This is a genomic window from Nocardioides luteus (assembly GCF_014648595.1).
Taxonomy (GTDB): Bacteria; Actinomycetota; Actinomycetes; order Propionibacteriales; family Nocardioidaceae; genus Nocardioides; species Nocardioides luteus.
On sequence record NZ_BMRK01000001.1, the window covers coordinates 360,809 to 376,851 of the forward strand.

The 16,043-nt window shown below is 69.9% G+C and carries 12 protein-coding genes; 10 read left to right on the forward strand and 2 right to left on the reverse strand.

The window, feature by feature from the left end; translation table 11 throughout:
- The first annotated feature begins 8 nt into the window (after window positions 1-8).
- The 6 genes from IEY81_RS01735 (at window position 9) to uvrB (ending at window position 8,677) form a co-directional block, all read left to right on the forward strand.
- Window positions 9-893, forward strand: coding sequence for a TIGR03619 family F420-dependent LLM class oxidoreductase (locus IEY81_RS01735; protein ID WP_189116703.1), 885 nt, complete (start codon window positions 9-11; stop codon window positions 891-893).
- Window positions 890-2,071 (forward strand): hypothetical protein, encoded by a 1,182-nt coding sequence (locus tag IEY81_RS01740; protein ID WP_229787182.1) that lies wholly within the window; start codon window positions 890-892, stop codon window positions 2,069-2,071. Before IEY81_RS01735 ends, IEY81_RS01740 begins: the two co-directional genes overlap by 4 nt.
- A gap of 46 nt (window positions 2,072-2,117) precedes the next feature.
- Window positions 2,118-4,490, forward strand: a complete 2,373-nt coding sequence (locus tag IEY81_RS01745; protein WP_189116704.1) for a serine/threonine-protein kinase — start codon at window positions 2,118-2,120, stop codon at window positions 4,488-4,490.
- Window positions 4,491-4,539: 49 nt separating this feature from the next.
- Entirely contained in the window at window positions 4,540-5,334 is a 795-nt protein-coding gene (locus IEY81_RS01750; protein ID WP_189116705.1) for an SDR family oxidoreductase, read from the forward strand.
- A complete protein-coding gene (locus IEY81_RS01755; protein WP_189116706.1) occupies window positions 5,327-6,478 on the forward strand; it encodes a sulfotransferase family protein in 1,152 nt (383 codons plus the stop codon). The genes IEY81_RS01750 and IEY81_RS01755 overlap by 8 nt, the downstream gene beginning before the upstream one ends.
- A 72-nt stretch (window positions 6,479-6,550) precedes the next feature.
- Window positions 6,551-8,677 (forward strand): excinuclease ABC subunit UvrB, encoded by a 2,127-nt coding sequence (uvrB, locus tag IEY81_RS01760; protein WP_189116707.1) that lies wholly within the window; start codon window positions 6,551-6,553, stop codon window positions 8,675-8,677.
- Between the two features lie 290 nt (window positions 8,678-8,967).
- Here the strand turns inward: uvrB and IEY81_RS01765 are convergent, their stop codons facing one another.
- Window positions 8,968-10,146: a macrolide family glycosyltransferase gene (locus IEY81_RS01765; RefSeq protein WP_229787184.1), complete on the reverse strand. Its 1,179-nt coding sequence runs from the start codon at window positions 10,144-10,146 to the stop codon at window positions 8,968-8,970.
- Between the two features lie 142 nt (window positions 10,147-10,288).
- On the opposite strand from IEY81_RS01765, the gene IEY81_RS01770 reads away from it, so the two are divergent.
- Complete coding sequence (locus tag IEY81_RS01770) at window positions 10,289-11,896, forward strand: ArnT family glycosyltransferase (protein ID WP_189116708.1); 1,608 nt, start codon at window positions 10,289-10,291, stop codon at window positions 11,894-11,896.
- A gap of 9 nt (window positions 11,897-11,905) precedes the next feature.
- The gene (locus IEY81_RS01775; RefSeq protein ID WP_229787186.1) at window positions 11,906-13,207 is read left to right on the forward strand and encodes an MFS transporter; all 1,302 of its coding nucleotides are present in this window, start codon (window positions 11,906-11,908) and stop codon (window positions 13,205-13,207) included.
- On the opposite strand, the gene IEY81_RS01780 is transcribed toward IEY81_RS01775, so the two are convergent.
- The gene (locus tag IEY81_RS01780; protein ID WP_189116709.1) at window positions 13,204-13,773 is read right to left on the reverse strand and encodes a DUF1707 domain-containing protein; all 570 of its coding nucleotides are present in this window, start codon (window positions 13,771-13,773) and stop codon (window positions 13,204-13,206) included. The genes IEY81_RS01775 and IEY81_RS01780 overlap by 4 nt on opposite strands.
- Window positions 13,774-13,963: 190 nt before the next feature.
- Here IEY81_RS01780 and IEY81_RS01785 point away from each other — a divergent pair, with 190 nt between their 5' ends.
- Both IEY81_RS01785 and IEY81_RS01790 read left to right on the forward strand, forming a co-directional pair.
- Complete coding sequence (locus IEY81_RS01785; RefSeq protein ID WP_189116710.1) at window positions 13,964-15,268, forward strand: glycosyltransferase family 4 protein; 1,305 nt, start codon at window positions 13,964-13,966, stop codon at window positions 15,266-15,268.
- A 3-nt stretch (window positions 15,269-15,271) separates the two neighbouring features.
- The gene (locus IEY81_RS01790; protein ID WP_189116711.1) at window positions 15,272-16,039 is read left to right on the forward strand and encodes a class I SAM-dependent methyltransferase; all 768 of its coding nucleotides are present in this window, start codon (window positions 15,272-15,274) and stop codon (window positions 16,037-16,039) included.
- Window positions 16,040-16,043: the final 4 nt, after the last annotated feature.

A 16,043-nucleotide genomic window follows, 5' to 3' on the forward strand; every position in this document is an offset into this window, starting at 1 on the left:
GTTGGGCCATGCGCTTCACCTATGCCGAGGCAATGACGCAGGCCGACTACTACGCGCCGCTGGCGCAGGCTGCCGAGCGAGCCGGTTATACGAGCATGACCGTCGCCGACAGCCTGATCTACCCGGAGGAGTCCGACTCCACCTACCCCTACACCGACACCGGCGACCGCGAGTTCCTGCAGGGCAAGGACTTCATCGAGGCGTTCATCCTGTGTGCCCACCTCTTCGCGGTGACCGAGACGCTGCGGCTGACGCCGTTCGTGGTGAAGCTGCCGGTGCGTCCGCCGGTGCTGGCCGCCAAGCAGGCCTCGAGCCTCGCCTACCTCTCCGGCAACCGGCTCGGGCTCGGTGTTGGTCTCTCCCCGTGGCCGGAGGACTTCGCCGCCCTCGGTGTCGACTGGAAGCGCCGCGGCAAGCGGATGGACGAGTGCATGGACATCCTGCGCGGGCTCACCGACCCCGGCGGCGACTTCTTCGGGTACGACGGGGAGTTCTACAGCTTCGAGCCGCTCCAGCAGCGCCCTGCGCCGAGCGAGAAGATCCCGCTGCTCGTCGGCGGCCACGCCGACGCCGCCCTGCGCCGGGCGGTGCGCAAGGGCGACGGCTGGATGCACGCCGGCGGTGACGGCGAGGAGCTCGGCCGGCTCCTGGTCCGCCTGGCCGAGATCCGGCGCGAGGAGGGCGACACCCGCGACGACTTCGAGGTCCACGTGATCAGCTACGACGCGTACGACCTCGACGGGATCAAGCGCCTCGAGGACAAGGGCGTCACCGACTGCATCGTCGGCTTCCGCGACCCCTACGTGAAGGGCGCGGACCCGGAGCCGCTGGAGAAGAAGATCAAGCACCTGGAGTGGTACGCGGAGAACATCATCGCCAAGGCCGCCCAGTGACCGAGCACCCAGTGACCGAGCAGAGCGCGGCGTACGGCCTCACCGAGCCGCTCCAGAAGGCGATCGCGGAGGCGGAGGAGCTGATCGCGAACGCGCCGTTCATCCGCACCGAGGCCGACCGGCTCGAGGGGTACGAGTACCTGTCGGGCCGGATCCGGATGGCGATGCAGACCGCGTTCGACTACGACCTCGAGCAGCCGCTATTCGTGAACCCGACCCACCAGTTCTCCAAGCAGGGCCTCGACAACCCCGATGCGATCTACCTCAACGCCTACCTGCGCGAAGGCGTCGAGTACGTCGTCCGCGGTCGTCGCGGCACCAGCGCCGACCTGTCCTTCCAGGTGATGGGCGGCGCCTACACCGCCGAGTCCGCGGCCACCAGCCTGATGGCGTTCGACGACCGCGAGCTGCAGCTCGACGAGGACGGCGGGTTCGAGTTCACCTATGTCGCCGAGCCGGGCGCGAAGACCATGATCGTGCGCGAGGTCTTCAATGACTGGGACACCGAGACCCGCGGCACGATCACCATCGAGCGCCCCGACACCCTCGGCCGCCCGCGCCGCCCGCTGACCCAGGAGCTGCTCCGGAAGAAGTACGAGGTCGCCGCCCGCACGCTGACCGGCTCGATCCAGACCTGGTTCGCCTTCCCCCAGTTCTTCCAGTACAAGGAACCGGTCAACACCCTCACCGTCCCTGCGCGCACCCCCGGCGGGCTCGAGTCGCAGTTCTCCTCGATCGGCCACTACGAGATCGCCGAGGACGAGGCGCTCGTGGTGGAGGTGCCGCGCTGCGACGACTGCTCCTACCAGGCCATCCAGATCGGCTCGGACTGGTATGCCTCGACCGACTACGAGACGCACCAGACCAGCCTCACCAAGGCCCAGGCCGAGACCGACCCCGACGGCGTGATGCGCTTCGTGATCTCCGAGCGCCCGCCGCTGGGCGGCGCGCCGATCGCGAACTGGCTCGAGACCACCGGCCACCGCACCGGGGCGCTGATGCTGCGCTGGCAGCGGCTCGAGCGCGACCTCACCGCCGCCGACGGGCCGACGGTGCGTCGGGTGCCTCTCGGTGACGTACGCGGCCTGCTCCCGCACACCGAGGAGATGAGCCCCGGGGGGTATGCCGAGAGGATCGCCGCACGTCAACGGGCAGTTGCGCGCCGGATGCTCAGCTGAGGAGCGGGCGAGACGTACGGGCGTAGGGCCCCTATGCTTGCGCCCCATGGCCAGCCCCCACCACGAGCCACCGACGATCCCGGGCTTCCGGTTTCGCCGGCTGATCGGCGCGGGCGGATCCTCCACCGTCTTCCTCTACGAGTGGCCGGACGAGGAGGTCGACGTCGCGGTCAAGGTCTGGAACGACCGGCTCAGCGGCGAGACCCAGGACGTCCTGTCGCGGGAGACCAAGGAGGTCGCCGAGCTCGCCGCCCATCCCCATGTGCTGCCCCTGCACGCCGTCGGCGTCACCGACGACGACCGCAGCTTCGTGGTGATGGACCATCGCGCCGGCGGTGATCTCCAGCAGCGCTGGCAACGTGAGCGGCTGCCGGTCGACGAGGCGCTGAGCATCACGATCAAGATCGCGGGTGCGCTCGACGTCGCCGCCAGGCACGGCATCCTCCACGGCGACGTGAAGCCCGCCAACATCCTGATGACCCGAGGCGGCCAGCCGCAGCTGGTCGGCTTCGGCAACCTCTCCTCGGCCGGACGTCCTGGCGGCACCGGAGCGACCTCGCTGCCGTGGATGGCGCCGGAGATGCTCGCCGACCCGCCCGAGCCGAGCGCCTGGGCGGACATCTGGAGCCTCGCAGCGACCTGCTACACCCTGCTGGCCGGCCACACCCCGTTCGAGGCCGACGGCCCCGACACCTCCGACGCGCTCGCCGAGCGGATCCGGGAGTTCGACCCGCGCGCCATCGACCGTGACGACCTCCCGGGCTCCTTCCAGGAGGCGCTGCGCAAGGCGATGTTCAAGCGCCGGGCGGGGAGGCACTGGAGCGCCGCCGACTTCGCCAAGGCGCTGCAGGGGGTCGAGAAGGAGCTGGGGCTTCCCGTCACGCCGCTGGCGGAGATGGTCGATCCCGATCCCGACGCCGGGCCCACCTCAGAGTCCGACCCGCGGCCCGAGCCAGAGCCGGAGCCAGAGCCAGAGCCCATCACGAAGCCACGGTCCGAGCTGGCTCCCGACCCGGCGCCCATCCCGTCGCCGCCAGAGTCACCGGCGTTCGACACCACGCAGGCCTCGGGGGACACCGCCGAGGTGCCGATCGTCATCGACCCCGTGGTCGCCGTGCCGGAGTGGCCCGACGACGACGAGGACGTGCTCGGCCACCGCGCCGACGTCGACCGGGTGGCGCGCCTGCTCGCCTCCGACCACACCCAGCTGCCGCTCTCGGTGGCGATCCAGGGCCAGCCGGGCAGCGGTCGCTCGACCTTCCTGCGGAAGGTCCAGGAGCGTATCGACTGGCTCGGCGAGCACGACGAGGCCTACTCCGCCCGCACCCGCCAGGTACGCCTCGACGCCCGTCGCTTCGCCGAGGGCGACGTCGCCGGTGCGGTGCTCGACGCGGTTCGCGGCGACGGGCGCAGCACCCCGCCGCCGCTGGTCGCCAAGCACCAGGCCGCGCAGCGGCGCACCGCCGAGCTGCGCGCCGCCCTGGCCGGGCTGCCCGAGGAGGACGGGCCCCGCGGCAAGCGCCGGGGCGCACAGCCGATGACCACCACGATGGCGCTCGCTGCGATGGACCGCGAGGTCGCCGCCTACGAGGCCGCCCTGCGCGCAGCCCCACCGGGACCACCGCCGAGCTCGCCGGTGCTGCGCACCATCGTCTACGTCGACGACCTCGACCGGTGCGACCCGGCGACCGCGGCCGGGGTGCTGCGGGCGATCGACGAGCTGGGCACGCAGGAGGGTGTCGCCGTCGTCGCGGCGGTCGACGCTCAGGCGACGCAGCGCTCGATCGCGGGCCGAGTGGCAGAGCCTGCTGCCTACCTGGCGCGCGTCTTCGACGTGCCGTTCGGGCTGCGGGCCTTCGCCGGCGACCCCGCCGTGCGGTTCATGCGCTCGCTGATGCGGCAGGCGGTGCCGTCGTGGCCGTCCGCGCTGGCCGCCGGCGCCGGTGACCAGGGCCCGATCGCCGTCGACAGTCACGAGATGACCCCGGGTGAGGCGCTGTTCATGAGCGAGCTCGCCAGGTTCTGCGCCACGCCCGGAGGCGCGCGCAAGCTGCTGGCGGTCTACCGGCTGGCCCGCACCGCGCCGGTCAAGGGCGGCGCCGACCCGGCCGGCCACCACGCCCTCGGGATCCTGATGGCGATCCTGGTGGGCGCGCCGGCGCAGTCGGTCCACGTGCTCGGGGCGGTCGTCGAGGCGCTCGCCGCGGGCGAGGACGGCGGCACCTTCCGCAAGCTCCTCGAGAAGGTCGCGCGCGAGCACACCGCCGAGTGCGGCCGCGCGACCTGCGGACCGTGCGCCGACTGGTCACGGGTGCTCCGCGCCCATGCCGACCTCGTCCGGGTCCAGGAGGTGCCTCAGGAGGTCGGGGCGTACGCGGAATGGGTCGACGAGGTCGCCAGGTTCAGCTTCCCGACCTGACCGCTGCCACCCCTTCCCGAACAGTGAAACACGTTCTAGTCTAGGCGCCATGACTGGACTCCTGGACGGCAAGGTGGTCGTGCTCTCGGGCGTCGGACCCGGGCTCGGACGCTCGCTCGGCGAGCAGGCCGCGCTGATGGGCGCCGACCTCGTGCTCGCCAGCCGCACCGAGAAGCGGCTGCAGAAGATGGCCGGCGTCATCGAGGAGCACGGGCGCCGTGCGCTCGTGGTGCCGACCGACATCACCGACGAGGACGCGCGCCGACACCTGGTCGACGCGGCGCTGGAGAAGTTCGGCCACGTCGACGTGCTCCTCAACAACGCCTTCGGCATCCCGCCCATGGATCCGCTCACCCAGATCCCGCTCGACGCGCTCCGGCTGGCCCAGGAGTCCAACGTCTACGCCCCGCTGCGGCTCTCCGCGCTCTTCGCCGACGCGCTGGCAGCAACACCCGAGAAGCCCGGCGGCTCGATCGTGATGATCAACTCCGCGGTGCTCTACCAGAGCCAGCCCGAGTTCGCCGGCTACAAGCTCTCCAAGGGCGCGCTCGCCCATCTCGCCTCCTCGCTGGCCACCGAGCTCGGCCCCCGCGGGATCCGGGTCAACTCCGTCGCGCCGTCCTACATCTACGAGGACGTCAACAGGGCTTACTTCGACTGGATCGCCTCGGAGTCGGGGCGCACCCACGAGGAGGTCTACGCCGAGAAGGCCGAGCCGACCGACCTCAAGCGGCTCGCGACCCCTGAGGAGGTCGCCCGCGCGGCGCTGTTCCTCGGCAGCGACCTGGCCTCCGCGGTCACCGGCACCGTGCTCAACGTGGACTGCGGGGAGTTCCATGACTGAGGCGCCGCGCGAGCGCGCGGACGTCGGGACCTACGAGGACATCTGTGCCGCAGCCACTCGCACCACCGGGCTGACGGACTTCGGCGGGACCGGTCACGAGGAGGGGCTGCGGCTGCTTGTCGAGGACCTCGCCTCGCCCGAGGCCGGGCTGACCCCTGTCGGCAACTACTTCCACCGCGCGCAGGTGAAGTCGGCCCTCGTCGGGCGGCTGATGACGCACGCCCGGCTCGCCGAGTTCCCCCAGCACCAGGACGTACGCATCGAGCGGCCGATCTTCGTCACCGGCCTCGTCCGCACCGGCACCACCGCCCTGCACCGGTTGCTGGCCGCCGACCCGGCCCACCAGGGCCTCGAGACCTGGCTGACCGAGTTCCCCCAGCCGCGCCCGCCGCGCGAGACCTGGGACGACGACCCGGTCTTCACCGCCCTCCAGAACGCCTACCGCCAGCACCACGTCACCAACCCCGAGTTCATGGGGATCCACTACATGGACGCCACCAGCGTCGAGGAGTGCTGGCGGGTGCTGCGTCAGAGCGGCAAGTCGATCTCCTTCGAGTCGCTCGCCCACGTCCCGCGCTACTCAGCCTGGCTGGCGAAGCAGGACTGGCGCGACGCGTACGAGCTCCATCGCCGTACCCTCCAGCTGATCGGCCTCAACGACACCGACAGGCGCTGGGTGCTCAAGAACCCCTCCCACCTGGTCGCGCTCGACGCGCTGATGGAGGTCTACCCGGACGCGCTCGTCGTCGTCACCCACCGCGACCCGGTGGTCTCGGTCGCCTCGGGCTGCTCGCTGTCCGCCGAGGCGACGGCGGGGATGTCGACGACGTTCGTCGGGGAGACCATCGGCGAGACCCAGCTCGAGATGCTCTCCCGCTCCTGGCGCTCCTTCGGTGAGGCCCGGAAGAAGTACGACCCGGTGCAGTTCCTCGACGTCGACTACCGCTCGTTCGTCAAGGACCCCGTCGGCACCGTCGAAGGGATCTACACCCACTTCGACATCCCGTGGAGCGAGGCCGCGCGTGCCGAGGTCGCCCGGATCGATGCCGAGTCCCGCTCCGGCAGCGCCCGGCCCAAGCACGACTACAGCCTGGCCGACTACGGGCTCACCGAGGCGCAGGTCCGCGAGGCTTTCGAGCTCTGATCCGGGCCGCTGAGTCTGGGGTCACTGTCGCTCGATCCGAAATTGTCGGTGGCCCCGCGTAGCCTGGGTTTCATGCGTCCAGTCACTGATCTCGAGCGCCGCGTCGCCCCGTTCAAGGTGGTCTCCGACTACCAGCCCTCGGGCGACCAGCCGGCAGCGATCGCGGAGATCTCCAAGCGCATCCAGGACGGCGTCGAGGACGTCGTCCTCCTCGGCGCGACCGGCACCGGAAAGACGGCGACCGTCGCCTGGACGGCGGAGCAGCTGCAGCGTCCGATGCTGGTGCTGCAGCCCAACAAGACGCTCGCCGCCCAGTTCGCCAACGAGCTGCGCCAGCTCTTCCCGGAGAACGCGGTCGAATACTTCGTCTCCTACTACGACTACTACCAGCCCGAGGCCTACGTCCCCCAGACGGACACCTACATCGAGAAGGACTCCTCGATCAACGAGGAGGTCGAGCGGCTGCGCCACTCGGCCACCAACTCGCTGCTGACCCGTCGCGACGTCATCGTGGTCTCCACCGTCTCCTGCATCTACGGCCTCGGCACCCCGCAGGAGTACGTCGACCGGATGATCCGGCTGCGCGTGGGGGAGGAGCACGACCGCGACTCGATCCTGCGCCGCCTCGTGGAGATCCAATACACCCGCAACGACCTCTCCTTCACCCGTGGCACGTTCCGGGTGCGCGGCGACACCCTGGAGATCTTCCCGGTCTACGAGGAGCACGCGGTCCGCATCGAGTTCTTCGGTGACGAGATCGAGCGGCTGATGACGCTGCACGCCGTCACCGGCGAGGTGCTCACCGAGGACCAGGAGCTCTACGTCTTCCCGGCGACCCACTACGTCGCCGGCCCCGAGCGCATGGAGCGTGCGATCAACGGCATCGAGGCCGAGCTCGAGCAGCAGCTGAGCGCCTTCGAGAAGCAGGGCAAGATGTTGGAGGCCCAGCGGCTGCGGATGCGCACCACCTACGACATCGAGATGATGCGACAGGTCGGCTCCTGCTCCGGCATCGAGAACTACTCGATGCACATCGACGGTCGTCTTCCCGGTTCGGCGCCCAACTGTCTGCTCGACTACTTCCCCGAGGACTTCGTCCTCGTCGTCGACGAGTCCCACGTCGCGGTCCCGCAGATCGGCGGGATGTACGAGGGCGACATGTCCCGCAAGCGCAACCTGGTCGAGCACGGCTTCCGGCTGCCGAGCGCCCAGGACAACCGCCCACTGAAGTGGGAGGAGTTCCTGGAGCGGATCGGCCAGACCATCTACCTCTCCGCGACCCCGGGCGACTACGAGCTCGACAAGGTCGGCGGCGACACCGTCGAGCAGATCATCCGCCCGACCGGCCTGGTCGACCCCGAGGTGGTCATCAAGCCGACCAAGGGCCAGATCGATGACCTGATCGGCGAGATCAACGACCGGGTGGCGAAGAACGAGCGCGTCCTGGTCACCACGCTCACCAAGAAGATGTCCGAGGACCTCACCGACTACCTCCTCGACGCCGGCATCCGCACCAGATACCTCCACTCCGAGGTCGACACGCTGAAGCGCATCGAGCTCCTCCGCGACCTACGGCTGGGGGAGTACGACGTCCTCGTCGGCATCAACCTGCTCCGTGAGGGTCTCGACCTCCCCGAGGTCTCCCTGGTCTCCATCCTCGACGCCGACAAGGAAGGCTTCCTGCGCTCGGACAAGTCGCTGATCCAGACCATCGGTCGAGCCGCGCGAAACGTCTCCGGCCAGGTGCACATGTACGCCGACAAGATCACGCCCTCCATGGAGTCGGCGATCGAGGAGACCAACCGCCGCCGCGCGATCCAGATCTCCTACAACGAGGCCAACGGCATCGACCCGCAGCCGCTGCGCAAGAAGATCGCCGACATCACCGACATGCTCGCCCGCGAGGACGAGAGCACCCAGGAGCTGCTCAACACCTGGGCCGGCACCGAGGCGAAGGGCCGCGCCGGCAAGACCGCCGCCAAGTCGCCGACCCCGATGCTCGGCGACGCTGCCCAGGAGGCCCGCGAGCGCGGCCTCGTCGGCCTCCCCTCCTCCGACCTCGCCCAGCTCATCGGCGACCTCACCGAGCAGATGAAGGGCGCCGCCGCCGAGCTCCAGTTCGAGGTCGCCGCCCGGTTGCGTGATGAGATCTCCGATCTCAAAAAGGAACTCCGCCAGATGATGGAAGCGACGAAGTGAGGAGGGGGTCGGCGTAAGCCCCCCCCTCTGCGCCGAAGGCGCCTCCAAAGGGCTTACGCCGACTCCCGACGAGCGAGGAGCTGCGCGCGAGCGCAGCGAGCGCGCTGGCGACGAAGTAGTCGCTCAGCGATCGACCAGCCCCGCGCTCCGGCAGCCCCGTCGGTCGAGCCGCGAGCGCCAGCGAGCGTGTCGAGACCAACACAGTCCTATCGGCGCTCGATAGGAACCGTGTTGGTCTCGACACGCTCGGCCGCAGGCGGCCTCCCGCCTCGACCAGCGAGCGGCAGGATTCAACCTCCGAGCATGCCCTCGATCAGCTCAGCCGCCCGACGCGTCCCGCCCTCGGCGACCGCATCAGCCCGCAGCCGAGCCGACCGCTCGACCCGAGCAGGATCGTCGAGCAGCTCCACGAGAGCACGCCGCAGCGTCTCCGCGGAGACCTCCTCGGCATCGAGTCGTCGAGCGACCCCGAGCTCGACCAGCTTGTCGGCGTTCATGAACTGGTCGACGGCCTGCGGCACCGCGATCATGGGTACGCCGGCCATGAGGCCCTCGCTGCTCCCGCCCATCCCGGCATGGGTGAGGAACGCGTCGGCCCGGGCGAGCACGGCGCGCTGCGGCAGCCAGCCGTGGACCTCGACGTTGGCCGGGAGGTTGCCTAATTCGGCCGGGTCGAGCCGGGTGCCGATCGCCATCACCACGTGCCATCCGGGCAGGAACGCGTACGCCTCGACGCAGGCGCGGAAGAAGCCCGCACCGGCCGCATAGGCCGACCCGAGCGAGACCAGCAGAACGTTCTCGGCGCCCTCGGGCCGGGCCCAGGTCTCCTCGGGGTCGAGTGCGAAGCAGGGCCCCACGAAGGTGACGACGTCCTCGTCGACCCGGTCGGCGTGGGGTTGCATCGCGCGCGGGATCAGGGCGAGGGCACGCTTCGGCGCGCCGACGAACTCCTCCGGGTCGAGCGTCGTTGCCCCGCAGGTCTCGAGCCATCGGGCGAGACCGTCCAGGTAACCGCCGTAGCCGGGCAGCTGCCGCACCTGCGCAGCCATCTCCTCGGCGTACCCGTCCCAGGCGACGAACGTGGGGGAGAGCTGTACGAACGGGCGTCCCTGTTGCTCGGCGAGCGCCCTCGCGGCGTACCCGCCGATGTCATAGAGGTAGAGATCGGCCGGGTCGGCGTCGTAGTGGGCGTGCAGGTGCGGGAGCGCCTGGATCGCGTCGTCGCGGAAGATGCTCATCCCGGCGACCGGGTCCTCCGGCCACAGCCGGTCCTCCACGGGCAGCACCGTCGGCACCGGGATCAGCTCGGCCCCCGTCGGCTTGATCGTGTCGAACATCGAGTCGTGGGTGGCGTACGTGACCCGGTGGCCGCGCGCGACCAGCTCCTTGATCAGCTCGATGCTGGGCAGGACGTGGCTGATCGCAGGAGAGGCGATCATGGCGATGTGACGCGGTGTCGAAGTAGTCATCTCCCGAGGGACGCTATCCGGCGCGCCGATGACGGCGCGAACGAGTTTCGGCGCGTCGCGCACACTCGCTCGTAGCGCGCTGTTCACCGCCCGTGATCCCTCGCCGGGGTATCCCGTCAGATCGGCTGGTTACCGTCGAAGGGTGTCTGTAGCTCGGGTCTCCACCTCCCAGTCCACGATCTGCGTCCTGCTCCTCGGCGTGCTGGGCTTCATGATGAGCGCGCAGGTGGCGATCGCGATGCCGGCGCTGTTCAAGGCCGACGAGCGGGCCCACGCGGCGTACGCGGTGGCACTCTCCCAGGGCACGCTGCCGACGATCGACACCGACATCCCCGACGACCCGGTGCGCTACCCGCAGCTGGCCGACAGCCTCTTCGGCGCCGACGAGGCCCACCGTGACATCTGGGTCGCCAACCACCCGCCGCTCTTCTACGTGATGAGCCTGCCTCTGGTCTGGCTGGGGGACGCGGTCGGGTCGCCGGGCGTGACGCTGCTCGGGATGCGGCTGCTCAACGCTCTCGGGTTCGCGCTGACCACGATCATGGTCGGGTTCGTGGCCCGCGAGCTGGTGCCGCGGCGCCCGGTGGTGCCGGTGATCGCCTCGGCGATGGCCCTCGGCTGCGGTGCGATGACCTTCGTCGGCGGCGGGATCTACAACGACGGCTGGTCCTCGGCCGCGGCCTTCCTCACGCTCTACCTCGGCTTCCGGATGGTACGCCGCGGGGTGACCCGCGAACGTCTGGTCGCCGCGACCGCGGTCGGGGTCGCGGCCGCCGGGTTCCGGTCGACGGGCCTGGTGGCGGTGCTGTTCCTCGGCGCCTGCGTGCTGATGGCGATGTGGCTGCGTGAGCCGTCGCTGCGTACGTTCCTGCGCACCACGCTCTGGCGCGCGGTCGGTCTCGCGGCGTGCGTCGGACTGGCGCCGGTGGTGGTCTTCGGCTGGTTCTACCTGCGCAACATCCGCCTCTACGGCAACCCGACCGCGTCGGGCTTCCTCTTCGAGAAGTTCGGTCGCGAGCCCGACGGCACGACCTTCTCCCAGCTGGTCGACCCGGGCTTCTACGGCCACCTGCTCAGCAGCCTGTGGGCCGACGGCAACATCTCGAACGCCTGGGGCCAGGTCGCCGCTGTCGTCCTCACCCTCACTGCCATCGGTCTCGTGATGGAGGTCGTCGCCAGGTCCGGCCCGCCGGGGGCAGGGTTCCTCCAGCGCACCCGGCTCGCTCCGCAGGCCACGGCCGAGCACCGCCAGGACCGGGTGATCTGGACCCTGCTCGGCTGCTACTGCCTGCTGATCCTGGTCAACGTCGCCGGGTTCGTCGCCGGCGGCGGCTGGATCCATGCCCGGTACGCGGTGCCGTTCCTGCCCTTCCTCGCTGCCGGAGCGGCGCTCGCCGCCCTGCGCCTGGGGCGCCTCGTCCCGCAACGCGCACCGGCTGACGACGAGACGCGCGATTTACGGATCGGCCTGGGCGTCTCGCTCGCCTTCATGGTCGTCGGGCTGATGTGCCACCTCGACACCGAGCAGCACGTCGACGGGCCGGTGAGCAGCACCTTCGCGCTGGCCGCGCTGGTGGCGGCCGACCTGGTGATGTTCGCGGTCGCGGCGTACGTCGCCACCCAGCTGCGCCGCCGGATGCAGCCGAGCGAGTTCGACACCGCACCAGCGCCCGTCGCACCTGTGACAGACATCGCGCGCGACCGCCCACAGGACAGCACTGCCGACGCACGTACCTCGAGGCCAACGTAGCCTCTCTATGTGAGCCACGAAGATCCCCAGTCGTCCGCACGCTCATGGCTCGTGTGGGGCATCGCCGTCGCCGTCTACGGTCTGGCCGTCTTCCACCGCAGCAGCCTCGCGGTCGCCGGTCTGGTGGCCACCGAGCGGTTCGACATCGGCGCCAGCCAGCTGGCCGCGTTCACGATGCTGCAGCTGCTGGTCTACGCGGGCATGCAGGTGCCGGTCGGGCTGCTCGTGGACCGGTACGGCTCGCGTACGGTCCTCTGCGCCGGCGCGCTGATCCTGGCGACCGCCCAGGCGGGCTTCGCGTTCGCCGACTCCTACCCGCTGGCGCTGCTCGCGCGCACCTTCGTCGGGATGGGCGACGCGATGACGTTCATCTGCGTGCTGCGGCTGGTGCCCTCGTGGTTCCCGGCCCGGCGGGTCCCGCTGGTCAGCCAGCTGACCGGCACCATCGGCCAGCTCGGTGCGATCGCCGCAGCCGTCCCGATGACCTGGGCGCTCGGCCACCTCGGCTGGTCCCGCGCCTACCTGACCGCCGCGCTCGTCGGCCCAGTGCTCATCGTCCTGCTGCTGCTCTTCGTCCATGACGTCCCCGGCCAGCGCAACCTCCGCGGCACCGCGCTCGAGCCGCGCGAGGTGGGCCGGAGCCTGAAGGCGTCCTGGTACCAGCCGGGCACCCGACTCGGCTTCTGGATCCACTTCTCCACCCCGTTCAGCTCCCACCTGATGGGGCTGCTGTGGGGCTTCCCGTTCCTGGTCACCTCCGAGGGCCTCTCCGACACCCTGGCCGGCACGCTGCTCTCGGTCACCGTCGTCGCCGCCCTGGCCGCGGGCCCGGTGATGGGCATCATCGCCGGTCGCTTCCCGTGGTACCGGTCGACGGTGGCGCTGACGATGATCGCCGTGATCGCCTCGGTGTGGGCAGTCGTGCTCCTCTGGCCGGGCGCGGCGCCGCTGCCGGTCCTGCTGCTCCTGATGTGCGTGGTCGGCATCGGTGGACCGACCTCGATGATCGGCTTCGACGTCGGCCGCACCAGCAACCCGCCCGCCCGGATGGCCAGCGCCAGCGGGATCATCAACCAGGGTGGCTTCGTGGCGGCGCTGCTGGTGATCGTGCTCGTCGGCTGGATCCTCGACTGGCGTACGCCGGGGGCCTCGACCTCCTACACGCCGGAGGCTTTCCACTGGGCGATGTCGGTGCAGTACCTGTTCTGGGGCCTGGGCGCCGTGCAGATCTGGCGCCACCGGCGCGACGTCCGCCGGCGTACGACTCGCGAGCAGGTCGCCTCCGGTTCCTCGATGGTCGCCGACCTCTAGGAGGGGTCTGCGGGCCGGTCCTTCTCGGGCTGCTCTTCCTCGGCGGGGGACTCCAGGATCGGCTCGGACTTCTCAGGAGCGGCCTCGAGCTCGGCCTTGGCGGCTTTCTTCGCCGCCTTCTTCGCGGCCTTCTTCTCCAGGCGCTGCACCTCGCGCTGCACGATCGCCTCACGCCGTACGCCGGTGCCGACCAGGTTCACGACCAGGAACAGCATCGGGTAGATCGGCCACGGGTGACTGCCGGGACCGCCGGTGAACAGCCAGATGCCCCAGGTGATGAGGCTGACCATCAAGAAGGTGGCGAGCGCCTCCTGGAGCTCCTTGCGGTAGGCCGCCGCACCCTGCTCGCGGAAGCTGGGGGAGGAGGGCAGCCGGGTCTCGAGCTCCGCGGACGGCGGCTCGACGGCGACGAGATCGTCGACGAGCGCGGGCAGCTCACCGAGCGTACGAGCCTCCAGCAGCGTCGAGATGCGCTCGTCGTGCTCCTCGCGGGTCAGGCGTCCGTCGGCGAAGGCGTCGGCGAGGACGGTGCGGACGACCTCCCGATCGGCGTCGGAGGCGCGCATGCGTGCATTGTCGGCCTGTCTCGGGTCCAGACGGAACCGGCTCCAGAATCCCTCCACGCCACCAGCCTAGACGCCATGCCTGACCACCGTCCGTGGAAGCGGCTGCATTAGAGTGGCGCGTGCTGGCTACCTGCTAGTATAGAACACGTTCTAGTTTTTGCTTTTCTGCAGTTTTCGAGGGAGGTGGCGGATGCGGATCGCTCTGCTGTCGTATCGCAGCAAGCCGCACGTCGGCGGTCAAGGCGTCTATATCCGCCATCTGAGCAGGGAGCTCGCCAAGCTCGGGCACACCGTGGAGGTCTTCTCCGGCCAGCCCTACCCGGAGCTCGACCTCGAGGGTGAGGGCGTGACCCTCACCAAGGTGCCGAGCCTGGGTCTCTACGAGGAGCCGAACCCGTTCGGCAACCCCAAGCTCTCCGAGATCCGCGATCTCGTCGACGTCGAGGAGTGGGCGCGGATGCGCACTGGTGCGTTCCCCGAGCCGCTGACCTTCGCCAAGCGCGTCATGAAGGTCCTGAAGGAACGCAAGGACGACTTCGACATCGTCCACGACAACCAGACGCTGGCCACTCCGCTGCTGCGCCTCGAGTCCGGCCTCGGCCTGCCGCTGGTGACCACGATCCACCATCCGATCTCGTTCGACCGCCGCATCGAGCTGGAGAGCGCGAAGGGCTGGAAGAAGAAGTTCGGCGTCTGGCGCTGGTACTCCTTCGTCACGATGCAGGCCAAGGTCGCCGCACAGCTGCGCCACGTGATCACGCCCTCGGACAACTCCAAGCGCGACATCCTCACCGACTTCAACGTCCCCTCCGACCGGGTGGAGACCGTCCACCTCGGCGTGCCCGAGGAGTTCGTCCCGCCGACCGGCCCCCGCGTCCGTGGCCGCATCCTCGCCATGGCCAGCGCCGACGCCCCGCTGAAGGGCATCTCCTTCCTTCTCGAGGCGTTCGCCAAGCTGCGTACCGAGCGCGATCTCGAGCTCGTGCTCGTCTCGAAGCCCAAGAAGGGCGGTCCGACCGAGGAGCTCATCGAGAAGCTCGCGATCGAGGACCACGTACGTTTCGTCAACGGCATCTCCGACGCCGAGCTCGTCGAGCTGATGGGGTCGGCGGAGATCGCCTGCGTGCCCTCGCTCTACGAGGGCTTCTCGCTGCCGACCGCCGAGCTGATGGCCTGCGGCACCCCGCTCGTCGTCTCCCGCGCCGGCGCGATCCCCGAGGTCGTCGGCCCCGACGACCTCTGTGCCACCCAGGTCACCCCCGGCGAGACCGAGGAGCTCGAGCGAGCCATCGCTGCCCTGCTCGACGACCCCGACCGCCGCGCCCGCTACTCGGCCGCCGGGCGAGCCCGCGTCGAGGAGCACTTCTCGTGGCACGCCGTCGCCGAGCGGATGACCGCGCTCTACCAGGACACCATCGACGAGTTCCGGGTCTCGACAGGCTCGACCACCGGATCGACCATCAGCTCGACCAGCTCCATCAGCGAAAGGAAGTGAGCCGTGCTCACCGTTGACTTCGACCGCCTCGGCCTGCAGGCCGGAGAGCGCGTGCTCGACATGGGCGCCGGCGGTGGCCGGCACGCCTTCGAGATGTACCGCCGTGGCGCGGACGTGATCGCGTTCGACCAGGACGCGGAGGAGCTGGCCAAGGTCAGCGAGTGGTTCTTCGCGATGCGCGAGGAGGTCCCGGCCGGGGCCAACGCCGAGGTCAAGGAGGGCGACGCGCTCTCCCTGCCCTTCGCCGACGGCGAGTTCGACCGAGTCGTGGCCGCCGAGGTGCTCGAGCACATCCACCACGACGTCGACGCGATCAAGGAGCTCGTCCGCGTGCTCCGCCCGGGCGGCACCATGGCCATCTCGGTGCCCCGCTGGCTGCCCGAGGTCGTCAACTGGAAGCTCTCCGCCGACTACCACAACACCACCGGCGGCCACATCCGCATCTACACCGACCACGAGCTCATCGACAAGGTCACCAAGGCAGGCCGTCCCAACGACGGCACCCCGGGCGAGGAGATGATCTTCGAGGGCAAGTCCTACGCCCACGGCCTGCACGCGCCCTACTGGTGGCTGAAGTCGGCCGTCGGCGTCGAGAACGACAAGCACCCGCTGGTGAAGGCCTACCACCAGGTCCTGGTCTGGGAGATCATGAAGAACCCGCTCCCGCTGCGCCTGGCCGGCAAGGTCCTCGACCCGGTCATCGGCAAGAGCATGGTCCTCTACTTCCGCAAGCCGGGCCGCGTCGCCTCCGACCCCACCGCGACCGATTGATCCT

Coding starts and splice junctions, on each gene's coding strand:
- IEY81_RS01785 (WP_189116710.1), top strand. CDS start 13,964: ATGCGGATCGCTCTGCTGTCGTATCGCAGCAAGCCGCACGTCGGCGGT.
- IEY81_RS01735 (WP_189116703.1), top strand. CDS start 9: ATGCGCTTCACCTATGCCGAGGCAATGACGCAGGCCGACTACTACGCG.
- uvrB (WP_189116707.1), top strand. CDS start 6,551: ATGCGTCCAGTCACTGATCTCGAGCGCCGCGTCGCCCCGTTCAAGGTG.
- IEY81_RS01780 (WP_189116709.1), bottom strand. CDS start 13,773: ATGCGCGCCTCCGACGCCGATCGGGAGGTCGTCCGCACCGTCCTCGCC.
- IEY81_RS01750 (WP_189116705.1), top strand. CDS start 4,540: ATGACTGGACTCCTGGACGGCAAGGTGGTCGTGCTCTCGGGCGTCGGA.
- IEY81_RS01765 (WP_229787184.1), bottom strand. CDS start 10,146: ATGACTACTTCGACACCGCGTCACATCGCCATGATCGCCTCTCCTGCG.
- IEY81_RS01745 (WP_189116704.1), top strand. CDS start 2,118: ATGGCCAGCCCCCACCACGAGCCACCGACGATCCCGGGCTTCCGGTTT.
- IEY81_RS01755 (WP_189116706.1), top strand. CDS start 5,327: ATGACTGAGGCGCCGCGCGAGCGCGCGGACGTCGGGACCTACGAGGAC.